This window comes from Roseibium algicola (genome assembly GCF_001999245.1).
Taxonomy (GTDB): domain Bacteria; phylum Pseudomonadota; class Alphaproteobacteria; order Rhizobiales; family Stappiaceae; genus Roseibium; species Roseibium algicola.
This window is the reverse complement of record NZ_CP019630.1, coordinates 2,442,245-2,467,500: the sequence shown is the minus strand read 5'-3', so window position 1 is coordinate 2,467,500 and position 25,256 is coordinate 2,442,245. Positions and strand designations below refer to the sequence as shown.

Genomic DNA, 25,256 nt, shown 5'->3' with positions numbered 1-25,256 from the left:
GAAATAGCTCCACCGTATAAACCGTACCCGAAACCGACACAGGTGGACTGGTAGAGAATACCAAGGCGCTTGAGAGAACTATGCTGAAGGAACTCGGCAAAATGCTCCCGTAAGTTCGCGAGAAGGGAGACCTCACGACGGGCAACCGTTGTGGGGTGGCACAGACCAGGGGGTGGCGACTGTTTATCAAAAACACAGGGCTCTGCGAAGCCGTAAGGCGACGTATAGGGTCTGACGCCTGCCCGGTGCTGGAAGGTTAAGAGGAGGTGTGCAAGCACCGAATTGAAGCCCCAGTAAACGGCGGCCGTAACTATAACGGTCCTAAGGTAGCGAAATTCCTTGTCGGGTAAGTTCCGACCTGCACGAATGGCGTAACGACTTCCCCGCTGTCTCCAGCATAGACTCAGTGAAATTGAATTCCCCGTGAAGATGCGGGGTTCCTGCGGTCAGACGGAAAGACCCCGTGCACCTTTACTACAGCTTCACACTGGTATTCGTCACGACATGTGTAGGATAGGTGGTAGACGTTGAAGCAGGAGCGCCAGCTCTTGTGGAGTCACCCTTGAAATACCACCCTTGTCGTCATGGATATCTAACCGCGGTACAACAATATCCGGGACCGTGTGTGGCGGGTAGTTTGACTGGGGCGGTCGCCTCCCAAATGGTAACGGAGGCGCGCGAAGGTGGGCTCAGAGCGGTCGGAAATCGCTCGTTGAGTGCAATGGCATAAGCCTGCCTGACTGCGAGACTGACAAGTCGAGCAGAGTCGAAAGACGGCCATAGTGATCCGGTGGTCCCTCGTGGAAGGGCCATCGCTCAACGGATAAAAGGTACGCCGGGGATAACAGGCTGATGATGCCCAAGAGTCCATATCGACGGCATTGTTTGGCACCTCGATGTCGACTCATCACATCCTGGGGCTGGAGCAGGTCCCAAGGGTTTGGCTGTTCGCCAATTAAAGTGGTACGTGAGTTGGGTTCAGAACGTCGCGAGACAGTTCGGTCCCTATCTGCCGTGGGTGTAGGAGAATTGAGAGGATCTGTCCCTAGTACGAGAGGACCGGGATGGACGTACCTCTGGTGGACCTGTTGTGGCGCCAGCCGCATTGCAGGGTAGCTATGTACGGAAGGGATAACCGCTGAAAGCATCTAAGCGGGAAACCCACCTCAAAACCAGTTCTCCCTGAAGAGCCGTGGAAGACCACCACGTCGATAGGAAGCGTGTGGAAGTGCGGCAACGCATGAAGCTTAGCTTTACTAATAGCTCGTTCGGCTTGATCCTCTCATTAGTCAATGTTCATCTTTTGGATGCGCCCCTGGCGCATCAAAAAGATCATTTTAAGTGCGCTACCGCCCTTCGGGCTGCTTGAGCGCGTTTGAAATGATCCATACGGCCAACGTCCTGGAACCTTCGTCCCAGGCGAGGCCGACAAAAACATCAAAAAAATATATAGACCAGTTCACGCAAATTGCGCTTCGCCGGCCTGGTGGCCCTAGCGGGGAGCCCCCACCCGATCCCATCCCGAACTCGGCCGTGAAACTCCCCAGCGCCAATGGTACTGCATCTTAAGGTGTGGGAGAGTAGGTCGCCGCCAGGCCTGCCAATCGCAATTTGAAACATCTTCAACTTGTTTGCCGCTCACGCGCGCACCGCCCTAAAGGGCTGCGCTCCGCGCGGGCGGCCTGACCGGCCGGCGGCCACTCGGCCTTGCCTCCGCTGCGCTCCGGATCTCTTATCCCATATCAGCGCAGTCTTCCGGTCAAACCGAAACATAAGGGTATGCCCAAAAGGCACCAAACCCAGTTTGACCAAACGCCCAGCGCGCCAAGGACAAACAAAAAAACAACGCGGGATGGAGCAGCCCGGTAGCTCGTCAGGCTCATAACCTGAAGGTCGCAGGTTCAAATCCTGCTCCCGCAACCAACTTGTCCTGCTGGTCTGAACCAGCATCGCTTTCCTCGGATTTCTCCAATCCCAAGAAAGCCTTATGTCTGGCAAGTTCAGTCTCATCCACCTCGGAAAGAGACTTCCTATCCGCCGAAATCGCAAGAATTCCAGCGAGTTCACCGTGAAGATCGGCGACCAGACGGTTTTCGCTTTCGTCCGGTGTAAGCACAATCTTCTCGATCAGTGATCTAATAACGTCTGCAGCCTCAGAACGTGTTTCTTCGGCGTTCAGAGCTTGTATGAATGTCTGTACCTGAGCGTGATATCGTTCGGCCATAGAGGGATGAATCATTGGCGGTGCGACTACAATATCCGTGAGCATGGATTCCAGTGCTACGCGCCTGTTTTCCAGTTCATGCATCTTGTCTTTGATAGGGGCTACAGGAGCGCCATCAGCAATGGCTTCAACCATTTGGTCGAGACGCTTCTTAACTTGCTTATGTTCGCTTTGATATCCAGCGAGAGCGGCGTTGTGGTTCCGGCGAAGCTCGTTCATGTGGTGCGTATATTCTTCGCAGAACATTTCGCTCAATTTTGGATCCATTAGATGGGTGCGAAGCGCCTTGAGAACGTCTTCTTCCAGTTTCTCGCGTTTAATGGTCTTGCGGTTGTTACATGTTCCTTTGTTACGGGCGGTCGAGCATCCAAGATGTGTTTGCGAAACCATGGAATAGCCACCGCCGCAACAGCTACATTTGATCAAACCGGAAAACAGATTTTTAGGGCGCTGTTTCGCCCAAAGAGGCTTGTTGTGCTTATTTATTGCACCCTGGCGATCTTTGACCTGTTTCCAAAGCTCTTCATCCAGAATTCTTAGTTCCGGCACGTCCTGAATGATCCAGTCTTTTTCATCATTCAGTTTTGAGACGCGTTTGCCTGTGTTCGGATCTTTCATGTACCGCAAGCGATTCCAGATTAGCTTCCCAATATAAAGCTCATTGTTCAGTACTCCCGTACCGCGATTGCGGTTTCCGTTGATCGTACTCGGACCCCAGCCATTACCTGAAGGCCCGGAAATGCCTTCTTTGTTGAGCTGCTGTGCAATAGCTCTGGGGGATTAGCCAGCAGCATACTCGCGACAGATGCGAACAATTATAGCTGCTTCCATCTTGTTGATTGTGCGACCGCCTTTCTCGTCGCCAGGAATGATGTCGTAGCCGTAGCATTTACCGCCGCCCGACTTTCCCTGCTCCACGCGACCTCGCAAGCCGCGACGGGTCTTGTCGGCCAGGTCTTTGAGGAAGAGGGCATTCATCGTTCCTTTAAGCCCGATGTGAAGCTGCGAAATCCCGCCTTCGGACAAAGTAGTGATGGCCACGTCCGAAAACGACATGCGTTTGAAAATTGCGGCTATGTCTTCCTGATCACGGGACATGCGGTCCAGCGCCTCGGCGTAAACCATGGAGAATTTTCCAGCCGCTGCATCTTGCATCATCATTTGAATGCCGGGGCGAATCATGGACGCGCCTGAGATGGCGTGATCGGAATAGCAGTTTACAACTGTGTAACCGTCTCTCTCGGCCTTCTCCTTACACATACGAATTTGATCCTCGATAGAGGCATCGCTTTGCATGTCAGTGGAGTAGCGGGCGTAGATAACGGCATTTTTCATGATTACAGGTCTTTCTCTAAATTGTTTTCTTCAGACCCATTCTCAGCGGCTTCCTGATTGAAATCCGCCTCCGCTGCGTTTCTTGCCAGAAAACGTACCAAGCCTTCCAACTTGATGCGCTTTTCTGCATCGTCAATATCGCGGACGGCACGCAGCCAAATTTGATCTGATAGCTTATGCTTCATAATAGCCGCCTTTCAGATCAAAATGAATAAAAAAGTAAAATACGAATAAAATGCCAACATAACCTATAGTAGCATTATGTAAAATAATAATACAACCGTAAAGTATAGTTCTGTACGAAAGAATAGCTGAGTCGTTCGCCATGATCACCTCCCTGCGTTAGAGATAATCTTAGTGGGGCTCTTGGTTCGTTGCGGTGTGTAACCGGGGTCCTTTCAGGCTTGCGGCGACAATTCAAAATTCAATTGCAGTGCCTTATCGTCCCCATCGCTCACCTGCATGGAGACGGTACTGGAAATTTTTGGGAAACAACCTAGAAGCTGCTTCACACAGTTTCGGAAAAAAATTCGGGCGGCGAAAAAAAGTTCAAGAAGATTTCTGATTCAGGATCAAAGACTTGTATGCGAATGAATACGAAATCCGATTCACTGAGCAGAATCATGGGGTTGATCACCTGTGGAAAAAAGTGCCACTCTCAAAATGTCGTCGGGAAAAAGTTAACAAATCCTTAACGTGGAGTACCCGTCGGTTGCTAAAACTGGTCATTTTGAGGCGCAACTATGACTCAGCACAATACCAAAGAACCGATCTTTGTCCTCTCAAACCATCAGCTCGTCAATAAGGTAACCTATCGCAATCACGTCTGGGTGCCTGCCCTTCAAGCTCATGCAGAACTTCCGAGCAGAGCTGCATGGCTTGAAGCCTTGCCGTTGATCTATGAATACACGGATCGCTTTTTCTTCAAGAACGGGAAACGTTACATGCCGAGTGACATCGACACGATCTTCCGTGATCCGCAAAATCGTTGGATGTCCAATTTTCTGAAGGCGGATGGATCGGGGATGGCGCCTGCTAGCTACTCTCACCAATACGAACGCCTTCGGATGATTGAACTCTATTGTCGTCTTCGCGGAAATGATAATTGGCCTGTTGCGACCAACTCAAATCCGCCTTCTAGCGGGGGACTGCAGTTCGAATTGCCATTGTAATCAGTAATGCCGAGCCCGCCCAAAATTCAGGGCTCGGCAGGTCGAACCAGTAAGGTAGGCTGAAAATCCCAAGCCAAATCAACCAGCCCAACATTCTCTCAAGTCCCGATCGATGATGTCGTGTTTGCTGGACAATCGCTTCTCCCCGAGCAAGCCGTGTTCCCAAACCAAGCTGCGGTCTTGCACGAAGTTCGTTCATCTTGCGCCAGTACCTCACCTTCGAAAGTGAATAGATGGTCGCAACAAGTTGGATCGGTGGGGCAGCCAACCAGACGATCATGATCAGCGCATTGTGAAAAAGCGGCAGTTCGATGCCGTAGTGCCGAGCGATAATCGCCAGGCACCCCCATGACAGAATGCTGACTAAGACCGTCAGAAACGTCGTCCCGAACATATCATCCTACCCCTAAAGTTTCAGCCAGAATCGCCCCTAGATCCGTTCCTGGAGCGGTGAAATCGATTGAATGTTCAATCGGTCTGTGTGCGTGGTGCGGGTGAATGGAATAAAGAGGCTGGTCGTAGCGATCACGATAGCGCCGATCCAAAAAGTAGACTGGACGATAGCCGATAAATGGCCGTGATGCGGCAAGTTTGACGACCTGTACGCTGGGATGAAGGCTCATCAGTTCATCCGGCGTGATTAGAAGGCGGCCAGCCAGCCCGTCACTCATCGAGCGATAATCCGGTGAGCCGAAAAATGAAACGCGCTGATGTGCTGAACCGTAGGCTAACCGCTCAATGGTGCCAGACCCGCCAAGTTGAGACAGATAGCGGGCAGTGAAAAAATCGTTTGTCCCAAAACACTGCACGCTTGCAGCGTTCGCAATGAAGGTTTCCCAGCGATTTTTGTAAAGGTCATTGAGCTGTGTGAAATCCTGAACCACGCAGACAAGTTGAAGGCCGTAACCAGCCATCTGGCCGAAACTGCGTTCGATGATTTCCATCCGTTCAAGCGTCGGCATTTCCTCTAAGAGGATCATCACCGGGATGGCTGGCTTATCTTCAAGGCTTGTAACAGTGTTGATGAAGGTGGAGACCAGAACGCGCAACCAGCGTTTTGCTGCGCGAATTCGACGGCCCGGCAGAACGATGAAAATCGATGTATTCTCGCCGATATTGCGCAAATCGATATCAGTGCCGGACAAGCTGGAAGACAGACTGCTGCTTTCCAGAAAGTGCGTATTGCGCTGCGCCGTAGAAACAACGCCGCTTAGCTCCCGGTCAGCCTTATTCAGGATACGAGCAGCTGCAGATCGGATTAGCTCATATGGACTATGAGCCATTTGATCGACGAGCTCGGCAAATTGTTCAGCATCACGATTGAGCTTCCTCCTCACACCGCCTAGATCGCCGCTTTGTTGCGCTTCGGAAAGGATCAGACCCGCGATTATTGCTGCGGCTTCACCGCTCCAATGACTTTCGCCCTGACCGTCAGGAATGACGCAAGCCTCGGCGATTTCGAGCGCAGCATCGAAGGGATCAAGATCTTCCAGACCTACACCATCGACTGGATTCAATCTGGAGGGTGATAGTCCCAATTTGCTGCAAACGCAGTCATAGGGATCGATAATGTGCACGTATTGTCCGAGAACATCGCGACGATAGAGCGCTGTGATGAGCGCAAGTTCACCGTCCTTGATGTCGAGGACAACGGTCGATCCAGGATGGTCGAGCAAGCGGGGAATTGCGCCTGACACACCTTTGCCGCCGCGTGTTGGTGCTACAATAAGCTGGTGGCGTGCTCCGCCATATGTGACAGGCATTGCGCCATAGTCGGAAAATTCGGATGGGAGATATCCAAGCAGGTGACGCGAATTCGGGCCATAGCCGCGAGATACAAGGTGGGCGGCATCCGCCCACCTTGCCGACCCATGCTGATGGATATCTGAAACCCACTCCTGTGCGTTTCGATAATCGCTCATAGGTCAGGGCATCGCTGTTTGAGTGCATTGGCGCAGCTTGAGCACAGTCTGTTTGCGGTAGGCTTCGCTCACCACATCGAAATACTGACCAAGAGTGCCCGCAACATCGCCCGTATGCTGCAGGTAATTATCAGCGATTCCTTTGAGCCAGCGATCTTCACGGGAACCCAGGAAATACACAAAGGTCGGTGCGCCGCCTTTATTGGCAAGCACCTGCGTTCCCATGTTTTTGTTGTCCGTGACCGCGCCGTCCGTGAGAAGAATGACCGCCTTCTGATGGTTCTGGCGGGACATGTCATTGAGCCACGTATAGCTGGTGTTCAGCGCAGGAAACAGATTGGTGCTGCCGCCGATGGCCATCTTGTCCAAATCGAAGTTCGAAGGCTGGCAGAGTTTGGTTCCCAGTCCCTCCGTCTCATCGAAACTGGTGGTATCCGCAAATGCCCCGACCGAGCAGGTTGCCGTGTCCGGCAGGTTATCAATAAAGGACAACGCGGATTTGCGAACATCGTCCATTACGGCGCTCATTGATCCGGAGCGATCCAGAAGAATGACGAACGTCATCGGGAAGGTTTTCGGTTCGACCTCAATGATCGTGCGCTCGAAACACAAGGCTTTACCCGCCGTTGCATAGGCGGCAAGCCGCTCAAGCGGAGGCACGACAATGCGCCCCTGATGATCTTTGAATAGCCCGGCGACAACCAAGCCAGAAGGCGTTTTCTGCACCTTGGTAATTTCCGCCGTGCCGCCTGACCACCCGATTACAAGGTCATGTTGCGCATCAATCGCGTAGCCACGCTTAATCGAAATGCCAAGTCCGTCTTTGATGTCGATGGATTTTACCATTTCTAGCACGCGTGCCGATGGAACAAGGCTCGGATCGGTTCGAACGTTCAAGGTGACGCTGGCTGAAAAATCGAGCATCCGCTTCAGATCAAACTGAACCGTAGGCGCCTTTTCGACCTGTGGGATGATCTGGATTTTCGCCTCGGCAGGCGAGAAAACCAGTAAGGACTGGATGATGGCCGAAGCCATCACCCTTTTTATACTGGAGGAACGTTTCATATCAGCGGCCCTCCAGAATTTTGCCGTTTGCTGCGCGCGTGCGCGCAGCATCCATAAGATCGAATTCAATTTCGCCCTTCTTTGCACGCCGAAGAATGCCCGCCTTCTGAAGGTAGTTAAGGTAGACTGCGTCCTGATCGGCATGGACGTTCAACAGCGTGATCTGACTGGCCTTCTTCGCTAGTTCAGCGAGCGCCAATTTCTTTGGCGCAGGTTGAGGCAACTTGATCGTCGTGTCGCCTTCATCGCAGGGGAAACTTGCGTTGATCATTGGGCCAACGCCGATAAGGCGAATTTCGTCCGGCATTGTGATCCTTGTCGTCAACTCAACCTGCTCCCAGGCCAAGACCAGATCCGAGCAGGTGTCCTTAAACTTGATGAGTTCAAGAACCGTGTGTCCCTGTTCATAGAGCTGGGCTGGCGTTCCCGACCAGGTGACCTCGGTAGGATTCGCCGAGAGAACAATATGGATCAATGCATGTTTGGTAGCCCGGCGGCGGCGGAACTTGACCAGTTCACCGAGCAGGTAGTTGATCGAAGTTTCGGCTGCCTTGCGATCCGTAACGACGCCACCGTTTTCGATGACCAGAAAGATGGCGATTTCATTTCGTTCTTTTGCCGTCACGGTACTCGGCAAGATGCCAAACACGGTGACGGCCAGAGCGACGAGTGCTTTCTTCAACATGCTGCTTACCTCGCCAACTTGGTCTTCAAGGAATAGGCCGCACGCACGGCCAAAAGCCCAAGCACGGTATTCACGATGGCAACGAGCGCAGCGACGAAGACGCCGAGCCCCTGATTGTTCGCAAGGAACTCCATCATCGGGTTCGTATCGGTGGTCTGGAAGGGGCCACCAACAGACTGACGGGCGATCAGTGTGTAGAGATTGACCGTTTCGAGCGCGAAGACTAGGCCATACACACCAAGGGCAAGGATCGCGTATATCTTGTTGGTCGGATCGGAGAGCCACGCTTTGGGATCGCGATAGATGCCGCGACTGATCACCTCCGACCAGATTGCCATCGGCACGGCAATGCTGAAGACAGCCAGCAAAAACGCGAGCAAATGCGAGACGGTCATCTCGTCATCGATCCCGCAAAAGATGCCGCCGGCACCTGGCAGATCGCACAGATACACATTCGACATCATTCCCATCGTTTCGGAGTAGGTTCCGAACAACAAGACCAACATGCAGCCTTTAAGGCACCCTGTGCCGACCAATGCAGCGATCTCCGCAATCGGCGCACCACCCGGCATCGGCGGCGGCTGCATGTGGAAGGGTTTTCTGGAGTTTGGCATGACACCATCCTTGTTGAAACACCCGCTCTCTTATTCGGCGGGGACTTCAGGATGGTGGAAGTAATCTTAGTTTCTTGCGGGCGAAACTCAGAAGTTAAATGGGTTACAGATAGGAAAAACTCGGGAACGCAGCAGTCAGTTTTCTAAAAAACGGCTCGGATGTTTTTCAGCTTCGTAAGTAGCTCGTCAAAAGTGATGACACCTACGTCAGCCAATCCCCCTCTAAAAAGCTCCCATGATCTACGTTTTGACGTTTCCTCTGGTGTCATACCAACCACAAGCAAACAATCTACTGAAAACGTTTCGAGATTTAGAGTTTCGTCGTTTTCAATCGCATTTTGTTTTAGTTCGGAAAGAGATTTTATTAGCTTATGCTTTTGGTCGCGTATTTGGTTTATTGCGCCAGAAATTTCACTGCGCACTGAATAAACGCCGCCACGATATTCTTTCGAGATCAACCCCTCGCTAGGCCTCTTGATCTCCACAATAAGCGCATTGTCGGTGACTTGGTTTTTGTAAACATAGTCTGTTACTTTTTCACCCTTCCCATTTATTCTACGTCCGCCAATAGAGGCTTCGTCTTCAACAAATATAAGAGGGTAGCTTGAAGCTACGCTGAGTATTATCGGATTCGACTTAAGGAATTTTTGCCAGTCTGGTTCGCTTATATTTTGCTTCAATTTCGCTTCGAATTTAGAAATTAGATCATCAAGCGTTGCGAGTTCTAAATCACCTTTAAGCTTCTCGACTTTTTCGGGAGATTTTTGGACTAGACTACGGGCATTCGTCTCGACGGCTTGAAGTAGCTCTTGTTGGGAGTGTTCGTCAAGGTTGTAGTCATCTAGCGCTGCTAGTGTGACCAATTTTCTTATTGGATGGCGACCAAAACGAATGTCTCTTGGTTTAATGCCAATCAAATTTGCAATTGCATTATACGAAGTAGTATCTTTTACTTCATTTCTGGCGGCATTTGCACGACTGTTAATATTATCTATTTCTTTTGTCAGATTATCCAATGTATTTGGATTTATTATAAACTCGTCGTCACTCCGTTTATTTTTGCGGTATGTTACGACAATTTTCAAGCAGTTAGTCAACTTCTCAATATTCTCTACAATATATCTGTGTTCTTTCCTAAAGCCGAGTCCTTTGAATGGTTCGCGAATAAAGCATTTTGGTGTCTTCTTTAGCATCCCCTCAAGAGTAGCTGTCGAAGAAATGTATCTGTATTCAATGTCCTCAAATAGAATTGATTCTATTTTTTCGTATTTGTTTGGAAACGTGTGCTCATACCCGAGCCAAGTAGCGGTCGGGAATATTTCAAGCGATCTTTTTTGTGTGTCATATTGAGCTAGGCACTTTTCTGAGGACGTAATATTTGCCATTTCAGGGGAGGTTGTCATTTCTTCAATAAGTGAATCTATCGCCTCGTCAGAGGCTGACAGCCAGTATTCTACCTTGGTGTCTCCGATCTCCTTTTTCGAGATAGAAATCCGCTCATCTATTGGCGTGTAAATTTCTTCCCAAAATTCACTATCGCTGTCGTCTTCGATTTTGTTCAAGTTGGCCTCCCCAAAATTTTTTTAAAATCCTCTTTTTGAGAAAATTGTAGTTTTCCGGATTCTTGTAAAAAGGTAAATACCGATCTTTAGGTTGCGTCTTGTGTCGAAGGCAAGATGTGTTTTGTAGTACAAAACCTATCTTGGCAGGGGAGACATTGCATTCTCCCCGTGCACCCCTCACGCCGTGGCTCTATCAGGGCATTGAACCCATTCCAGAGCCATCCAACCCGTATCGCCGGATTGAGCCACTCGCGGGAAACTTCGCTTTCCCGGCACCCATCGACTTGGGAGGCGTTCCTGCCCCAAGACCCCAGACCATTTCATGGAGACGATTTCATCGAGAGCAAAGGGCGTTCCTGCCCTTATACAATCCTGACCAGGAAGGAAGCTTTCGCGCTACCCTTCCTTGGAGCCATCCCATCGACCATCGAGCCTTCGTGCCCTTTGGAAACCTGACCAACCTTACTCAGATTGGATGAGCGTCAGCGTATCGAGGCTGAGCCCGATTTTGTGCGTATTTGTTTTAGAAATCATTCAGCCAAACATCGTTGCACCGCCGTTTTCTTCAATCTGCCGGAGTTGCCTTAAACTCATTGGGATAGGCTGCTGTAGTCCTGCATACAGGCCATGATCCGAGAATATTAGAAATGTCATTGGTTTCTTGGTGTGGAGAACCAGACGCTGCCAGCTTTGCCTGTCAGTAAAGGACGGAACAGCTGCTCCGCCAGGATGTGTGTGCCATTCACCCAGCCAATCAACCGTCTTTCCAGAGCGGCGCCATTCGTTGAGCGCGAGCTTCTTGTGTCCTCTCATACTTCGCTTGAACAAGACGGGCGTCGCGTAATCCCATTTTTGGGGAACCGTATAGCTGGTTATTTGCAGTGTGTTTGCTTTTCGGTACCCCAGCAATAGGCCGCCTTGTTCATTGCCTGTACGGCTCGCCTGAATTCGTCGGCGAAGTTCATCAATTATCGCGTTCGGAAAAAGTACTTCGGTCAATTGGCCTCCCGTTTAGACCCACAGGCAGGGCAATGCACAGAAGGCTTCGGGGAAACAGGTTTTTGTCCTCTTCCGCGATCTATGTCTACTATGACCGTCCTCAACCGCTTGCCTGGCTTACCTTCAACCCAATCTAATACGGCTCTATTGGCAAGGCTGGCGGCCATTGTGGAGGCATCAACCGAAAACGGGACATAAGAACCTTCTCCACAGCTAGCAGGCTGCAAGTTGAGTTCATCATGTTCATGGCCTGCAGGATATCGCCAAGGGCCATCGAATTTAGGCTTCAGACAGCGAAAACACGCAAACTCGTCATTTAAGTTTAGAAAGCTTTGAACGGCTGCCCCGTTCATAAAAATCCAAGAGTGCAAAATGCCTTTGAGTTTGCCGCCCTGATTGTTCAGAAAATTATCGTTGAGTGCCGACTGAACATTCCACTCTCCCGTCGCATCAATTATCAAATCATATTTCTGCAGCATATCCCATTTCGCAAGGGCGTCGTCAGCGACGGCGTGCACGTTGACCTGGGGGTGAAACCTTTCAAGTTCTTGTTTTAGCGCAGTCGCTTTCTTCTCACCTACGGCGGAAAAGCCCAAGAGATGCCTGCCAATATTACCTGCGCTCAACAGCTGGTTGTCGCAGAGGGTAAGCTTACCATTCGTTCCAGCGCCACTTTGAACCAACATGCGAGCAAGGTGGCTCCCAATTGTTCCGCATCCCACAAGAGCGATTGATGTGTTTTGTAAGCTTGCGCTATCCAAATAGCTTCTTGAAGCAATATCCTCCATAGAACACCAAGTCCCACTGTAGCGATTCAGGTTTATTTCGTGTTTTTTTCCACGGACAATCTCGGGAAGTTTTGCCTTACGTATACCGCCGCGCTGAACAGCAGTCGTCAGGATCTTAGGTATTTCCAAGTCGAAGCCAACAGCAGCATTGGGGGCTGCGATAACGAGTGTGCCGCGTTCAATCAAAAGTCTCTCGGCTTTGACCCAAGTCATACTTGATGTCAAAGTTTGACCACTGAGCCAAATCTCAAGTTCCGCCAATGTAGAGGGGATCTTGATGCTATTCGCCGGGCCAATATTCTGAGACAGGTACCATATTTGTGCAGGCCTGACATGATTGGTTGCATACCCGCGAAGTTTCTTTTTGTCATGGATACCGAGGAATAAAGGCTCGCTATCGACGCACGCGAAGAACGACCAAGCTTTGTAGATGCCTTTATCTAAAGACTTGGGGAGGAATATGCGGATGCCCAAATTCGCATCCCAATAAAATTGATATTCATCGACAACTTCTTGGCGCGCACGTCCTTTGTAAGATAACTCCAGCGTTCGCTCAATTTCGGCCAGAATACGCAAAACCGCCTGTCCGGGTTCATAGATATCAAGCGGAAGCCCAGCTCCTGACGCGTAACAAATGCCATCTTCACTCTCAATATGAGCAAGGGTCTCAAGAGGAATTTGCTCTCTATCGACCAAGTAGGCTTTTGCCTTACTGGCAAAATGAACGTCAGGAATGAATAATTTGATGTCGATTTTCTTGCCGTGAACACTCACGGGGCCCTGATAGTCGCAAGAACCCGGTCCTATATATTCAAAGCCTCTAGCCCTTAAGGTCGCGTCGATAATCTGAATGGCTTTGGTCTTGTCCATTATCCAGATGTTGAAGCAATTACGCTGGGAGCTGCGACCTTATCAGGGGAAGACTGTTGCACAGCTTCGATTCTTGAGCCAATTTTTACCGCATCGGGGCGATATGGAATTCTATCACCAAAACGGTCGCGAAGTTTCTGAACAACACGTTCAGCATCGCCTGTTCGGTGAAGTGCCGAGGTCATTTCATCTTTTAGGTCATTGGCTGCTTTAACGATGACTGCCCTCTCTTTTTTTTTCCACTCATTCAAGTGCAGGTTTGTTAGGACAGGATTGCTAATTTTGCCATCGAAGTAACCGGGAACCAATTCTGCCACTTTCAAAATCAATTCATCATCCCGTTCATCAGAGGGGAAGCCGTCAAATTCATTGAGGGCCATTTCAACGGTGCGCATGATGCAGAGGGACGAGAGAGGGGAATCGATCCAAATGAAGTCCCTCCACCCTTTATAGAAGCGGCACAGCCTTAAATATACGGCTCCGAAACGGTCTTTTCTTGCTTGAACCCACTCATGTAATTGCTGAGGGTCAGATTGAACCCAAGTGCCATCTCTGCGCGCGAGCATTACCTGATCCGAAGGGAGGCGATTCATTTGAGAGATGCGTTTCTGCGAGAAAAGCCCGTCGGCAAAATCCATTTTTGTTGCGGCTTCGACGAGCTGTCCAAATTTAATACGCGGGATTGAATAAATCGGAATGTCAATATGGGCGCCGTGCCAGAGCTTTACACGAACGCAGTTTGCTTTTTGGGTAACTCCCCAGTCATTCTCGTCACAAAGAGGTTTGAGGGCAGTCTCCACAAACTCAAAGAGCGCCTTGGCAGCGAGCGCAGGTTCACCACTTTCAAGAAAATCTACCGGAACATACATTCCATCGTCGAGATCGATTTCTTGCCAAGGCGCTTGGGCAGGTGCATTCAATGTTCCATAGGCAAAACTGCCTTGGGTCATGAACTTGAGCTCAATTGTGTCGGGACGCTGGCGCCAGGAATCCTTGAAACGACTTCCTTCCTGCCAATACTTGTCCTCTATGACAAGGTGTTTCGCCGCTGATTTTAGAGTGGCGCGGATTGCTCTGCGCGCATCCAGGAGCCCCTTACGCTCTTCATCGTCGATTGTAAGATTTGCCAAATAACTTGGGGTGGACTTCAGGCCGCAAAACAAGGCATGAGCATTAGCTAAGGTCACGAATCGTCCCTTTTGATCACGTTTTGTTCAATTTAGGACTTCCGCAACCTTGATACAACCTATAAGGTAAAACTATGTACAGGATTCTGCCCAAAAAGATCATTTTTGTCGCTTTTGCTTGGCTAGTTGTTGGCCTCTATTTTCTATTTGACACTTTGACTGGGTTGACCGAACTAACCCTGCGTATCGCGTCCATACCGACCGTTGCGTGGTTTCTTTTTAGCGCATTGTTGCTAAACCCTGTTTGGAGGTTTTTTTGGAAGAAATTCCCCTATCTGCAGAGGCTTGTGTTTCCAGACCTGAACGGCAAGTGGAAAGTTGAACTCTATTCAAACTGGCCGCGCCAGCTGCAACTACTTGAGGCCGCAGAATCGGCAGATTCAGCGGTAGACATGCGGCGGTGTCCCGAAGCCGAACTCGCTGAACTAACACCCATGGTCTTGGAGGCGGAGATTTCTCAAAGCTGGTGGACCATAGAGATGAAGCTTTATAATCCCGCAAGCAACACTCCCATCGACAAATCCAATACGATCAGCGTTGATCCGTTTCCTCGTAACGGTCTCCGAGATCCAGGCATCTGCTACATTTACAAGCAGGAAAATTTGACTGGAAACGTATCTGACGACAGCGAGTTTTATGGGGCTGCTCGGCTAGAATATGATTTTGAAAAGCATCAGCTCAAAGGGCTCGTTTGGACTGCTAGAATGTGGCAACGCGCTATGAATACCGCATCTAGTGCTGTTTTTACTCGTGTCGACTAACCAGATATTGGGGCTACGATGAATCTAATTAGGTTTGCAAGTAGCGCAAACTTTCGATGAGCAGAGCTAATTTGTCAGAATGTTCTTTCGCGGTGTTGATCACCGCAAATTGCTGAAGTCCAAGTTTTGGGGGGTATCAGTCACTCTAGCCGTTTTAGACGGTTTGAAATTGCTCCTTGAACTGAGTCAATCAAAGCAGCCGGAAATCCCTTCGGAAGTTCCTTTATCGTTTTTTCAATGGCCTTTGGAACGTCGTGATGAAGTTCATCGAATAGGCTTCCTACGGCATCCTTTGACAAGCCTGCTTCGACACCCGTTTCGAGAATATGCCGCCCGTAAATGTTCTCGATCTTGTAATGATTGGATTTGCCAAAGCGCATGGCCAGCTTGAAATCTTTCCGCTGGATCTGGCCTTGATCATAAGTTGGCTGCACCGTTAGCACGTCGTAAAGCGGCGTCATGCGGAAGCGGCCGCCAGGCATAAGTGCAATACTGAAATTCTTCGCATGGCCATCTGTCGCGCCCATCAGCCAGAACAGAATATTTGCTTTGAAAAAGTCCAGCCGATCTTGCGTCGGCTCATCACTCCCGCGCAGTCTGTCGATAATTTCAACGATGCCGGGGCCACCCTCATTTTGGTATTTTCTTGTCGGCGGGATTGAAAGCAACTGACAGCAGTCTTCTTGCGGTAGCCGGATCAGACGGCCATCCTTCGCCCATCGACGATCAAACCTCTCGATAACAAGAGCTTTGCGTTTTCCGAACGTCGCCATTTCGACATTGGCTGTGCGTAAGCCAAATGCCTCAAGCAGTTTCAGGCACAGATATTCGTTTTCAACGCTGTCTGACAAATCCATGCCGTTCGGCAGCTTGCCTATCTGCGGCTTGATGATGTGTGTTGTTGGCGTTGTTCCCGATGGCTCAATCCATTGGCCTTCATGGTAGAGCAGCGCGGTTTTTTCCTGCGCACCCGCGATGGAAATCCTGAAATCTCTCTCTTTACGGATACCCAGAGGCGCAACATCGAGGTCGTTTAGCATCTCTTCGATTTGCTTGTCGCTGACAGGTTCTCCGCTCAGATTGCTGGTCGCTTGCGGTTCTTCTCCTTCCGGTAAGAATTGCAGCGCGCCGATGCAGTCACGTCCAATTTCCGAAAGCATACTGTAAGCATCTGTGCCCTGGGCACCGACGCGTTCGGCAACGCGTTTTCGGATGTCGTCGTTGTCTGGAAGCAGGTTGTCGAATACGGCCATCACGGGTGCGCCGACATACCGATCCTTGCGAAGGGGCAAGGAAAGGGAAACGGGCATAGTGCTTTCCCAAGCCAGCCAACTCTTGTCATATGCGAAGCTGATGGCGCCCGTGCTTTCACGCGTAAGCGTGCCAACATGGCGCGTATTCATGAAAACGCTCAAGGGTTGATAGCTTCTCCGGCGTCCCATCTAAAACAGCGCGTCCATAGAGGACGGCACACCCTTACTGCGGGGTTGTACCTGGATCTCAAGATCCAAAGCCGCAAGCACGTCAAAAAGCGTTTCCATCTTGGTGCTCGCTACGCCGTTTTCTATCTTGGAAATGGTTTCCTGCCACAGGCCGCTTCTTGAGGCGAGTTCTGTTTGAGAGAGCCTGCGTTCCTTTCGTGCTTCACGAATGGCGTGGCCTATATCTTTTGGTGTTCGTGCTAACTGTTTCATATGTCGACTCCTTTTTTAACTATGATCTTTAAATCATAAAGAGTCAATATGATTTACGGCTCATATGGAGTCATTATGATGCGTGGATCATAACGAGTCGATATGATCTGTAGCTCATAGAGTGGAAATGGAAGGCGGCTGGTCGAGTTAAATATGCTCCTCGCTTTGAACTCAATCGAGACACTGCAGCGAGACTCACAAAACGCAAGACCAATTCCAAGGCGTCCTGGCGGGTTGTCGTAAACCGAGCCTGTCGTCTCGGCCATTCGGCTTCCATTCCTGACGCGTGATTGTTGAGCTGCGTAGCAGCGCTTTGCACTTTGATCGGGGAAGCCAAGAGGCTCTGCCTCTTTCTCCCCGCAAGGAAAATAGACACTGGCCGTGGCTCGGCTTTGCCTGCGCCCGCACCACCCGGCATCGATTTTCCTTAGCCCCTCCCATCTCCATCCTCGGCCGGAAGCAGGGTTGCATGAACAACCCACTTTCTATTTGGAGGATTTATCAATGACTTATCTCTTTGCTCAGCCTTACGACATTTCAGCAAACGGCTTTTATTTCGAAAGTTTTGAAGACTATCAGGCCAAGGCGGCGAAGGCCGTGAACCACTACGGCGAGCGCGTCGAAGAATTCGAGATTCAGTTTATCGATGGCGATGAAATCTATTGCGAACTCGCCAAAGCCTACGGGATCAATCAAGCCAATCTGAAAAGCTATTTCAGTGCTGTTGATGAGCTTGACGAAGACGAAAAGAAAACAGTGATTTTGGCTGTCGGTGAATGCGGCTATGACATCGAGCGTGTGTTGGGGCATATCGGTGGCATGGATCTGGACATCTACTATGTGTCCAGCATGCGCGAGCTGGCCGAGCAGTTTGTTGAAGAAGGCTTGTTCGGGGAGATCCCCGAACGCCTGCAATACTATCTCGATTATGATGCTATCGCCCGTGATCTCTCGGTGGATTACACCGAGACGGTGATCGCTGGTGAAACCCTCATCTATCGCTGCGCGTAAGGGGAGGGAAACATGACACAGACCGAAACCCTGGAAATAGAATTGGAGTGCGGCGGATATTGCGCAGGACATCCTTGGTATTATCTGCTTGGCGGTAAGCGACCCACCTTGAAGCAAATCTGGGCCTATGCGCAGCGTTTTGAGCGGCGCGGCTACAGGGCAGAAGAAATCGATGCCGCGCATAGACTGCCCGAGCCAAAACGCACGCAAGTTCTATCAAAGATCCGCGCTGAAATCATGGATGGGCTGCACAGAGACATGAGCGGTTATCCCAGGGCAGTAAGGAACCTATCCGCCTACAGAAAAACCCGTCAGCCTGATACCAGTCCAAGGATCTGCGATGATGTGCATGTTGCCATGAGCTTGAAATTCTCCCATCTGCTGAATGATTTCATCCATCTGCAGAAGCTGGATTCAATACCTTCACAACTCGACCTGTTTTGATTGGTAGGAAGGGCAAGTCTCTTGCCCTTCTGCCCCATGGCGAATGTGGGGGTGCAAGGGAAAGCGAATAAGCGCAAGGGGATGGTGCGGGCGCAAGGCTCCGCCTGAGCCTCGGTTCCCCTTGTCCCGCAGCGGGGGCAAAGCCCCTATGAAATTTTTGAGCCGATTTTGCCCGTTTGCATGGACAAAATCGGCAAGCGTCTTTGTGTGTAAGTCGCCTTTTGCCTGAAGTTCTAGTATAGCCATGCGCCACTAGGGGTTGAAGCTACGGGGGCTCGTTTGAACTATCCGCTCATCGGCGCAATAAGCGTTTATACATTCGTCCTACTGGCCACAGCCAACGCGATGATCGTCCCGCTCGACCCGGCTGCGGTATGTGAGACGAAACTCTGCATTGTTGTGCGCACCTTCAGCGAATATCAAACCCTTACAGGTGCGGGGCTTGCAATTGTTGCGGCCTTTGTCGCCGCCCGCCCGGCATGGCTTCAGCTTCAAAAAATGAAACTGCAGCAAGATATTGCAGCGCGCTCCGCCATAGTCAGCCGACTAAAGGGAATTGAGGGGCGTGCCGGATACATGGAGAAGGAGGTGGATTCACTACTGCGTGAGATAATGAACCACCTTTACGATTTTGATGACGATGGTGAGTTTGGATATGCTTCAACACCCGTTGACTCGCAATGGGCTCACAATATGTCGTCCCAGTGTTTTAGTATTGCGAGCAAGCTCAAAACCCATCAAAGATTGATGCGTGATACCCATCGCATAGAAGCTGCGCGGCGAAATGTTATTTTGGCGCTAGAGGCTCTAGCTGATTGCCTGGACGGTATTTCCCTCTATGAAAGAGCACAAGGCGACCCAGAGATATCTTCTAGCCAATTAGAAGAAGTCAAAAAAATAGAAGAAAAATCTAGAGAAGAGCTTCCAGAAAAAGACTGTGAAGTTTCGGAAGCCCTGAATGCCGCAAAAGAAGTTAGCGCGTCCGAATCCAAGGCAATTCGTCGCCGCCTTCGCCGGATCGATGATGCCATTTTGGCCGAGCCCGAATAAAAGCTTTTATTCGGGCTCAACCGTCTCCGCTAAGGCGCAGGAGACGGAGTCTGGCTGCGCCATGCCAATTCGGCTTCGATAGCGGTCAGTGTGGCGCGGATTGCAGGCAGATCCGCTGGATCTATCTGCGGGCAGGTCAGAGCGCGAAAGAGCAGTGAGCGTAGCCCATAAAGCTCTTGATCCCGCAGTCTTCGCAGTGCGTCTTGTCCAATCCATCCTCTCATAACAACCTCCGTTTCGCTTTGGACCCGAACCGTTCGGGTCGTCATGGGATCGGGAGGCGCAGGGGCTGCACGGCAGGACACCCGTCAGGGGCGCAACATCAAACGTGGAGCAGGAAAGCGCAGCGTTCCTTGTCATCCGCAGATCAGCTCATGCCAGAACCGAAATGCCTCAGACCCGAGCGAGTAGGGCAACGCAAACGGCGCGTTGTTTGGTTGGTTGGATTGGTTTTAAGTACTGAGGAGCCAGTGACCCGCCTATGGGCTTAGGGAAAGCCCGTCTTTTAACGCATTCGTCCTGACCGAACGTGGCCTGCCGTCAAGTGCCTGCCCGCGCCAGTTCGCGTTTCCGCTCACCCGTGTTGGACATGACCGCGAGGCCTCCTGCGTCCGGTCTATCGGAGCGGCGTAGACGAGCTAAACCTGAATCAAAGGAGGAAATCATGGCAAACAAACGCGACAACCAAAACGCACCAGACTTTCTTGCCTAGCACGTCATCTACAAAGGCGAAATTTCATTTTGGGCTAAGATCAGTGGCACATGGAAGCACAATGACGACACGGGCTTCACTGTCCCGCTCGAATTCGTACCAATCAATGGCCTAAAAGTGAGGCGCAGGCCGATGTGCGATCCACACGATTAAGCACAGTTCTGGAGCGCTGTAGGGCATTCCATTCCCTTAAATTTAGGGTTCCTGCTGCATTAGGTGCCCAAGGCCAACCGAAAACTTCATCGATTATACGGGCTAAATGTTGGCTACTTGGGGAGTTAAGGTGAATAATCGTCAGGCTATCTAAGAAAGACGTAAGAAAAAATTCGCTAGTGAAACAAAAAGAGCGCTAAACACTCATAATACTGTGCCTTCTTATTCACAGTCCAATGTGTGTCTAGTTCGTGCGATGCGCTCGTGCCCGCGCATTATGTTGACGAGTATGTCGAGCGAACCTGTTTCAGTAGGGTGATATTTAACGGTAGAATTAAATACATTTCTCGACGATATGTCATTATAGATTTGTGAAAAATCTAAACTTTGTACTTCTGATTCAATGCCGTAACCGTCGAACAAAATTGATAATTCAGATAGTAAATCTGGTTCAATCATCTTCTCAGTGTCGTCAAGCCGAACCTCTATGTCAACATTCACGGTATCGGTAGCATTTATATTGTATCTGTCGACATTGGATTTAAGGTACATGCTCACTCCTTCAAAGTTTATTTGAATTGCCTCCTTAATATTTACTTCTTTATTGTATAAGCCATATAAATGCTTGCTATCAAGGTTTTTAACCGCTGATGCGAGGTTTTTTACTTTTCCACCCGAGCGTTCTATTTTGCTTCTAGCGCCTTTGCTAGAATGTGCCACATGCAGTTCTATCGCCTGCTTGAGCTCTCCAACCCCAAGAACCCTTGCATACATACGACCTCGTCGCATCAGACCAGCTTGAAACAGAGCGTCTTCATCGATTGTCTGGTTGATATCCAGCCTATGTTGATCGATTTTTTCCTGGATCTGCTGTAGGTTGATTTCGCACCAGGGAGTTTTATCGCGAGACGTGAACCCTCGTTTGGGTAACCTTCTGACTAAAGGATTTTGACCTCCTTCCTGTCCGAAAAGCGACGCGCCTGAGCGGGACTTCTGCCCCTTATGCCCCCTCCCGGCAGTTTTACCTTTCCCGGTTCCAATTCCACGAGCCTTCCTGCGGCGCTGCCTTGTGGAGCCGGGGCGATCAGAGAGTTTATTCAGGCGAATCATATTCGATTTTGCTCGTTTAGATTATCACAATTAGAAAGTTTAGATCTTCTTAAGGTTGTGGAAAAGTGAACTTGAAGGTGATCCCGGCTTTTGCCGACACTTCAACGCCGCTTCCGAGTAAGGAAAGTTTGCCTCCACTATGGACTGCCGCAGAGAGCGTTACCTCTGATAGATAAGCGGCATGCGAAGTTTTAGTGCTTGCCTCCTCGAGAATTCCTTCGATTTCATTAAGAAATTTCGACAGCTCTTTCTTAATCTTTGACACTGGTATTTCTTCGTTTTCTCCAGAGCGCATCAAAGTTGAGTCACTTACTTGAACAAGAATCTGGGATTCGGTTTTTTTAGCCATTTATCTGACCTTTCAATAAGATAGATGAGCGTTGTGCTGCCCGACTAAAATGTACGCAAAGCCGGTGAAATCATGTTTGGCTTTTGTATTCGCGTTTAATAGTAGCTTCTTGCGTGCGTAGAAGGCAGCCTCGGCTACGTTCTGATTTCTGTGAAATAGGCTTGCGTAAAAGTATTTTGAAAAACGAGCCGATGAATAGTCCGAAACCTTGCAGAACGGTGCAAGCACGGTGCGAGCGTTTCTTTTAATTAGTTCGCCAGAAAGACTAAAAACGGACATTGGATTCTGGAAAGACATTTCACAAGCGTTTAGGAATACTATTGGGTTGTCGCTAAAATAATATTTAGTTGGGCAGAATGTGCTAAATTTTATCGGATATCGATTTCTTACTGTAATGAAACTATCGTGCGAATGCTCATTGGCGCTGCCATGACATGCAAGGTGAATAAAATTAACTTTTGATCGGAAAAGCTTATTTCGGATCTTCTTATCAATTTCAGATCCACTGTCGGGTAATCGGTTATATTTTGGTAGTGGGCGATATTTCGCAACACTTGGGGAGCGACGGGATGTGGCATGACGTCTGAGAGACGGGATCTCAAGTTGCGATGCAAAAGGTAAACTGTCGCAAAAACCTCCGAGAATGTCTGCCTTTTTATTGATCTTTGGATGTGGGTAACTTGCTCCGGTCTCAGGATCTAAAATGTTTGCGGAAATAATACAATTTTGGCCTAAAAAATATGTCGCCAAGCTATCTCTCTCTAATTCGACTGGATCTTCGATAAAAAGAAGATTCCAAGGAAGAGAAAGTTCCATCGAATGAATGATGATTTTAGATGGGTGCTTTTCGGATTTCTTGAATGCTTGAGAAACAATGTCTCTAGTATTCTGTGATGAGAACAAAGAGACGTAAATTCTATAACAAAGTGATGAAAACTCAGAAATATGCTTGCTGGGATTGTTTAGAAATAAAGGGGCTAGCTCCATTGCATTCTTGGCTAGGTTCTGAAAATCGAATTTAGTTCCATCGGAATTACATCTTGCACGCGCTCCGTGTGCGTCAGCAACCGTTACGGTATACCTGTCGCCTCGTGCTTCAATATCTATCTGAATATCACAAGGTGTTTGAGCTAACACCGCTTTGATATCAGTAGATACTTTAGGTGAGTTTCGCGTTTCTTTTGATGGTCGATTTCTAGGAAGTGATCGAGAAGACATGACACATATCATTTAAAAAGAGGCAATTATTCATATTCGTGCATATTTTAGCGGTTGGCGCAAGTGAGTTTAGGAGTAAATGCAATCAAAGGTTTATCTGTCAATATGCGTGAGAGGATTGTTTTTTCAGTTCCAAATACACGGGGCCTTCAATCTTTCCAGCTATTGGGATCGGCGGGTTTTACCTTTCACCAGCATGGCAGTTTTGTTCAACTGGAATTCAGAGCCTGAAGTGTTGCAGCGCTTACAAGCTCAGGCGAGATGCCTGCCTGCCGATTGGGGGCGACGGACAGGCATCTCATGAGGAAGGAAGTTATTGCCACATGCGCTCAGCGATGGCGCGGTCTTCAGGGCCTGTGGCGTCGATATAGATGCCAGTGGTCGCAAGGCTGGCATGGCCGAGCCAGGATTGCACGCGGGTTTCCGGCACATTGGTGATGATGGCGTGTACGCCCATCGTGTGGCGCAGGCCGCGCGCGCAGCTTTGAATGCCGTATATCCCTGCCGCTTCCATCACGCGCTTGACCAGCCGCCAGCCCTTGGTGCGCCCGAACGGCCAGAGCCGGATGGTTTCTACTTCTTCGTAAACCTGCACGTCGCGCAAATCATGCACCTCCTCCATCCTGCATAAGAAGGGCTCCGGCAACGGTACGGAACGAAAGTGACGGCCTTTGAGCCTGCCGCGTTTCTTGGCGCTGCGGATCACGACAAAGCCATCATCGCACTGGATTTGCAGCGGTGACATCGACAGGGCTTCGCATGGACGACAACCTGTCCAATAGATCATTCAACAAAAGTACGCTCTTCGGGACAGGAGAGAACGGGAAGCGCTCTGTAGAACCGTTCACGCTCAGCGGCGGAGAGATATTTGCGCTCACCCGCTAACGAGTAGAGGCTCATGCCATTGAAAATATGATCGCTGCCCGTCATGGCGGTTCACTCCTACGTGCCCCGCCTCAAAGCAACGCTCAGCGCGGGGAACAGTTTAGATATTTCTGTTCCAAGGTTCCGTACCTCTCTGTGTTTCAATGGCTTGGCAGGATTTTTGCCCTTCAATCCGTGCCACTAAACAGCCTTTATTGTAGGGAATTATCAAGACATATCAAGACATATCAAGACATATCAAGAACAAAAACAAAAATATCTAAACTGTTCTCCGAAATTCAAAAATTTCCCGGAATTATTTCTAGTCATTGGCATCGCAATTACTTCATTTGCTAGCACTTCACAAGCTAACGAGGCATTGACCGCCAAAGATTTTCTTGACTGGTCAGAGGAGAGCCGAAGCTCCTACACAAAAATTGCAGGTTCGATGGCTGGTATGATCGCAGTTGAAAACGGACAGGAGGCTCAGCGTGACTGCATCAATGATTGGTATTTCAGTGATCAAACCCAGAGCAATGCCTATGTTGCAGACATCATGAAGGATTACCCTTCCGCGCACCCTCTTGCGATCCTCTACGCTATTCTTGAAAAGAAATGCGGTAGCTTCGATTACCGCACTCAGTGATCATCCCAAAGTGATCGGCTCAACTTTCATGCTTGTTTCGTTGCGGATTTCCGGCGCATCAACAGGAGCTATGTAGGTGTCGCGGATTTCATCGACGCGCTGATGCAGTTCTTTCACGCGCTCCGTCGATAGTTCTGCATCCTCGTCGCTCAATTCGTCCCTGATTTCACCAAGTTCCGCCTGATCCTCGCGGATAGCCAGAACGGCTGCGTCTGCTTCGTTGTCGGCTTCCCGTTTTTCCAAATAGTCTTCAAAAGACGGCCCGTAGCCCTGCCATTCGAGTGTAGCGGCCAGCACCGGATCAATAGCATTTCCTTTTTCATCGCGAACGATACCAGATTGATCCATGAACACCGCGCGGCCATCGCTGAGGCGCATGGCCTTGTCGGTTAACTCGTCCAGCGCCAGTTGGGTTTCTTCGGCTCGGGCGATGGCTTGGTCAAGAGCTGTCTGCACCGCATCTTCGGCATCGGCCAGGGCATCCATGGCCAGTTCATAGGCTTGCGCGAATTCTGGATCGTTCAGAAGCAGCCAGTCCAGCGTCGAAAGTGAAGATTTGGATTGTCTTCCAGTTTTACCCTCGGCAAGAGCTTCCCTTGCTTCCACGCTCAAAAAGCGCGGTAAACGCCCTGTTTCATTGCCGTGAAGTTCGTTGTTGAAGTCTTCCAGATCCTGCGCACGCTGGCGTTCCCTTTGCGCCGCCGCTATCTCCTCTAATTCCACCATAATTCCCATTCGTCACTTATTGCCTAATTTTATACTAGCACAATAATTGGGTTATTTTCAAAATTACTTTATATTACTTATAAATAGATGTAATA

General features: G+C 49.8%; 26 protein-coding genes, 1 tRNA gene and 2 rRNA genes (1 of these 29 cut by a window edge). 9 read left to right on the top strand and 20 right to left on the bottom strand.

What is annotated here, in order from left to right; all coding sequences use genetic code 11:
* From B0E33_RS11485 to B0E33_RS11475, 3 genes are all read left to right on the top strand, one after another.
* Positions 1 to 1,281, top strand: a 23S ribosomal RNA gene (locus B0E33_RS11485) (it extends 1,442 nt beyond the left edge of the window).
* A 201-nt stretch (positions 1,282 to 1,482) separates the two neighbouring features.
* Positions 1,483 to 1,597: ribosomal RNA gene (rrf, locus tag B0E33_RS11480) — 5S ribosomal RNA — on the top strand.
* Positions 1,598 to 1,846: 249 nt separating this feature from the next.
* Positions 1,847 to 1,923: transfer RNA gene (locus B0E33_RS11475), tRNA-Met, on the top strand.
* On the opposite strand, the gene B0E33_RS11470 is transcribed toward B0E33_RS11475, so the two are convergent.
* From B0E33_RS11470 to B0E33_RS11465, 3 genes are read right to left on the bottom strand one after another with little or no spacing between them, the layout of a single operon-like run.
* Positions 1,880 to 2,965: a recombinase family protein gene (locus B0E33_RS11470; protein WP_265733570.1), complete on the bottom strand. Its 1,086-nt coding sequence runs from the start codon at positions 2,963 to 2,965 to the stop codon at positions 1,880 to 1,882. The two genes, B0E33_RS11475 and B0E33_RS11470, sit on opposite strands and share 44 nt — an antisense overlap.
* A 39-nt stretch (positions 2,966 to 3,004) precedes the next feature.
* Positions 3,005 to 3,559, bottom strand: coding sequence for a recombinase family protein (locus B0E33_RS31385; RefSeq protein WP_228148084.1), 555 nt, complete (start codon positions 3,557 to 3,559; stop codon positions 3,005 to 3,007).
* 2 nt (positions 3,560 to 3,561) lie between these two features.
* Positions 3,562 to 3,744: a hypothetical protein gene (locus B0E33_RS11465; protein WP_077291301.1), complete on the bottom strand. Its 183-nt coding sequence runs from the start codon at positions 3,742 to 3,744 to the stop codon at positions 3,562 to 3,564.
* A 558-nt stretch (positions 3,745 to 4,302) separates the two neighbouring features.
* On the opposite strand from B0E33_RS11465, the gene B0E33_RS30895 reads away from it, so the two are divergent.
* Positions 4,303 to 4,731 (top strand): hypothetical protein, encoded by a 429-nt coding sequence (locus B0E33_RS30895; RefSeq protein ID WP_148634925.1) that lies wholly within the window; start codon positions 4,303 to 4,305, stop codon positions 4,729 to 4,731.
* Here the strand turns inward: B0E33_RS30895 and B0E33_RS11455 are convergent.
* From B0E33_RS11455 to B0E33_RS11420, 9 genes are all read right to left on the bottom strand, one after another.
* Positions 4,697 to 5,125, bottom strand: a complete 429-nt coding sequence (locus B0E33_RS11455; RefSeq protein WP_077291299.1) for a hypothetical protein — start codon at positions 5,123 to 5,125, stop codon at positions 4,697 to 4,699. The genes B0E33_RS30895 and B0E33_RS11455 overlap by 35 nt on opposite strands.
* A gap of 1 nt (position 5,126) precedes the next feature.
* Positions 5,127 to 6,653: a type IV secretory system conjugative DNA transfer family protein gene (locus tag B0E33_RS11450; protein WP_077291298.1), complete on the bottom strand. Its 1,527-nt coding sequence runs from the start codon at positions 6,651 to 6,653 to the stop codon at positions 5,127 to 5,129.
* Positions 6,654 to 6,656: 3 nt separating this feature from the next.
* Positions 6,657 to 7,718, bottom strand: a complete 1,062-nt coding sequence (locus B0E33_RS11445; protein ID WP_167579531.1) for a VWA domain-containing protein — start codon at positions 7,716 to 7,718, stop codon at positions 6,657 to 6,659.
* Position 7,719: 1 nt separating this feature from the next.
* Positions 7,720 to 8,403: a hypothetical protein gene (locus B0E33_RS31105; protein ID WP_167579530.1), complete on the bottom strand. Its 684-nt coding sequence runs from the start codon at positions 8,401 to 8,403 to the stop codon at positions 7,720 to 7,722.
* 5 nt (positions 8,404 to 8,408) lie between these two features.
* Positions 8,409 to 9,017, bottom strand: a complete 609-nt coding sequence (locus B0E33_RS11440; RefSeq protein WP_156912388.1) for a hypothetical protein — start codon at positions 9,015 to 9,017, stop codon at positions 8,409 to 8,411.
* Positions 9,018 to 9,160: 143 nt separating this feature from the next.
* Positions 9,161 to 10,579, bottom strand: coding sequence for a Shedu immune nuclease family protein (locus B0E33_RS11435; protein WP_077291295.1), 1,419 nt, complete (start codon positions 10,577 to 10,579; stop codon positions 9,161 to 9,163).
* A gap of 534 nt (positions 10,580 to 11,113) precedes the next feature.
* Positions 11,114 to 11,578 carry a Mov34/MPN/PAD-1 family protein gene (locus B0E33_RS11430; protein WP_077291294.1) on the bottom strand — a complete coding sequence of 155 codons (465 nt, stop codon included), beginning with the start codon at positions 11,576 to 11,578 and terminating at the stop codon, positions 11,114 to 11,116.
* Complete coding sequence (locus B0E33_RS11425) at positions 11,575 to 13,236, bottom strand: ThiF family adenylyltransferase (protein WP_077291293.1); 1,662 nt, start codon at positions 13,234 to 13,236, stop codon at positions 11,575 to 11,577. The genes B0E33_RS11430 and B0E33_RS11425 overlap by 4 nt, the downstream gene beginning before the upstream one ends.
* Positions 13,236 to 14,423, bottom strand: coding sequence for a CBASS cGAMP synthase (locus B0E33_RS11420; RefSeq protein WP_077291292.1), 1,188 nt, complete (start codon positions 14,421 to 14,423; stop codon positions 13,236 to 13,238). The genes B0E33_RS11425 and B0E33_RS11420 overlap by 1 nt, the downstream gene beginning before the upstream one ends.
* Before the next feature lie 74 nt (positions 14,424 to 14,497).
* Between B0E33_RS11420 and B0E33_RS11415 the strand changes: the two genes are divergently transcribed.
* Positions 14,498 to 15,184 carry a hypothetical protein gene (locus B0E33_RS11415; RefSeq protein WP_077291291.1) on the top strand — a complete coding sequence of 229 codons (687 nt, stop codon included), beginning with the start codon at positions 14,498 to 14,500 and terminating at the stop codon, positions 15,182 to 15,184.
* A 140-nt stretch (positions 15,185 to 15,324) separates the two neighbouring features.
* On the opposite strand, the gene B0E33_RS11410 is transcribed toward B0E33_RS11415, so the two are convergent.
* Positions 15,325 to 16,587: a type II toxin-antitoxin system HipA family toxin gene (locus B0E33_RS11410; RefSeq protein ID WP_322853558.1), complete on the bottom strand. Its 1,263-nt coding sequence runs from the start codon at positions 16,585 to 16,587 to the stop codon at positions 15,325 to 15,327.
* 39 nt (positions 16,588 to 16,626) lie between these two features.
* On the bottom strand, positions 16,627 to 16,878 hold the full coding sequence (locus B0E33_RS11405; protein WP_028482377.1) for a helix-turn-helix domain-containing protein: 252 nt from the start codon (positions 16,876 to 16,878) through the stop codon (positions 16,627 to 16,629).
* 504 nt (positions 16,879 to 17,382) lie between these two features.
* On the opposite strand from B0E33_RS11405, the gene B0E33_RS11400 reads away from it, so the two are divergent.
* From B0E33_RS11400 to B0E33_RS11390, 3 genes are all read left to right on the top strand, one after another.
* A complete protein-coding gene (locus B0E33_RS11400) occupies positions 17,383 to 17,889 on the top strand; it encodes an antirestriction protein ArdA (RefSeq protein ID WP_077291289.1) in 507 nt (168 codons plus the stop codon).
* Between the two features lie 12 nt (positions 17,890 to 17,901).
* Positions 17,902 to 18,333 (top strand): hypothetical protein, encoded by a 432-nt coding sequence (locus tag B0E33_RS11395; RefSeq protein WP_077291288.1) that lies wholly within the window; start codon positions 17,902 to 17,904, stop codon positions 18,331 to 18,333.
* Positions 18,334 to 18,612: 279 nt separating this feature from the next.
* Positions 18,613 to 19,383, top strand: a complete 771-nt coding sequence (locus B0E33_RS11390) for a hypothetical protein (protein WP_077291287.1) — start codon at positions 18,613 to 18,615, stop codon at positions 19,381 to 19,383.
* 1,087 nt (positions 19,384 to 20,470) lie between these two features.
* On the opposite strand, the gene rplO is transcribed toward B0E33_RS11390, so the two are convergent.
* The 5 genes from rplO to B0E33_RS30890 form a co-directional block, all read right to left on the bottom strand.
* Positions 20,471 to 21,358 carry a 50S ribosomal protein L15 gene (rplO, locus tag B0E33_RS31560; RefSeq protein WP_322853557.1) on the bottom strand — a complete coding sequence of 296 codons (888 nt, stop codon included), beginning with the start codon at positions 21,356 to 21,358 and terminating at the stop codon, positions 20,471 to 20,473.
* 49 nt (positions 21,359 to 21,407) lie between these two features.
* Complete coding sequence (locus tag B0E33_RS11375; RefSeq protein WP_077291286.1) at positions 21,408 to 21,707, bottom strand: Pepco domain-containing protein; 300 nt, start codon at positions 21,705 to 21,707, stop codon at positions 21,408 to 21,410.
* Between the two features lie 12 nt (positions 21,708 to 21,719).
* A complete protein-coding gene (locus B0E33_RS11370) occupies positions 21,720 to 22,925 on the bottom strand; it encodes a CHAT domain-containing protein (RefSeq protein ID WP_167579529.1) in 1,206 nt (401 codons plus the stop codon).
* Positions 22,926 to 23,238: 313 nt separating this feature from the next.
* Positions 23,239 to 23,712, bottom strand: a complete 474-nt coding sequence (locus B0E33_RS11365; RefSeq protein ID WP_077291284.1) for a tyrosine-type recombinase/integrase — start codon at positions 23,710 to 23,712, stop codon at positions 23,239 to 23,241.
* A complete protein-coding gene (locus tag B0E33_RS30890; protein ID WP_156912387.1) occupies positions 23,709 to 23,855 on the bottom strand; it encodes a hypothetical protein in 147 nt (48 codons plus the stop codon). Before B0E33_RS30890 ends, B0E33_RS11365 begins: the two co-directional genes overlap by 4 nt.
* A gap of 313 nt (positions 23,856 to 24,168) precedes the next feature.
* On the opposite strand from B0E33_RS30890, the gene B0E33_RS11360 reads away from it, so the two are divergent.
* Positions 24,169 to 24,435 (top strand): hypothetical protein, encoded by a 267-nt coding sequence (locus tag B0E33_RS11360; protein WP_156912386.1) that lies wholly within the window; start codon positions 24,169 to 24,171, stop codon positions 24,433 to 24,435.
* Here B0E33_RS11360 and B0E33_RS11355 read toward each other — a convergent pair whose 3' ends face one another.
* Positions 24,436 to 25,170, bottom strand: a complete 735-nt coding sequence (locus B0E33_RS11355) for a hypothetical protein (RefSeq protein WP_077291282.1) — start codon at positions 25,168 to 25,170, stop codon at positions 24,436 to 24,438.
* Positions 25,171 to 25,256 lie beyond the last annotated feature (86 nt).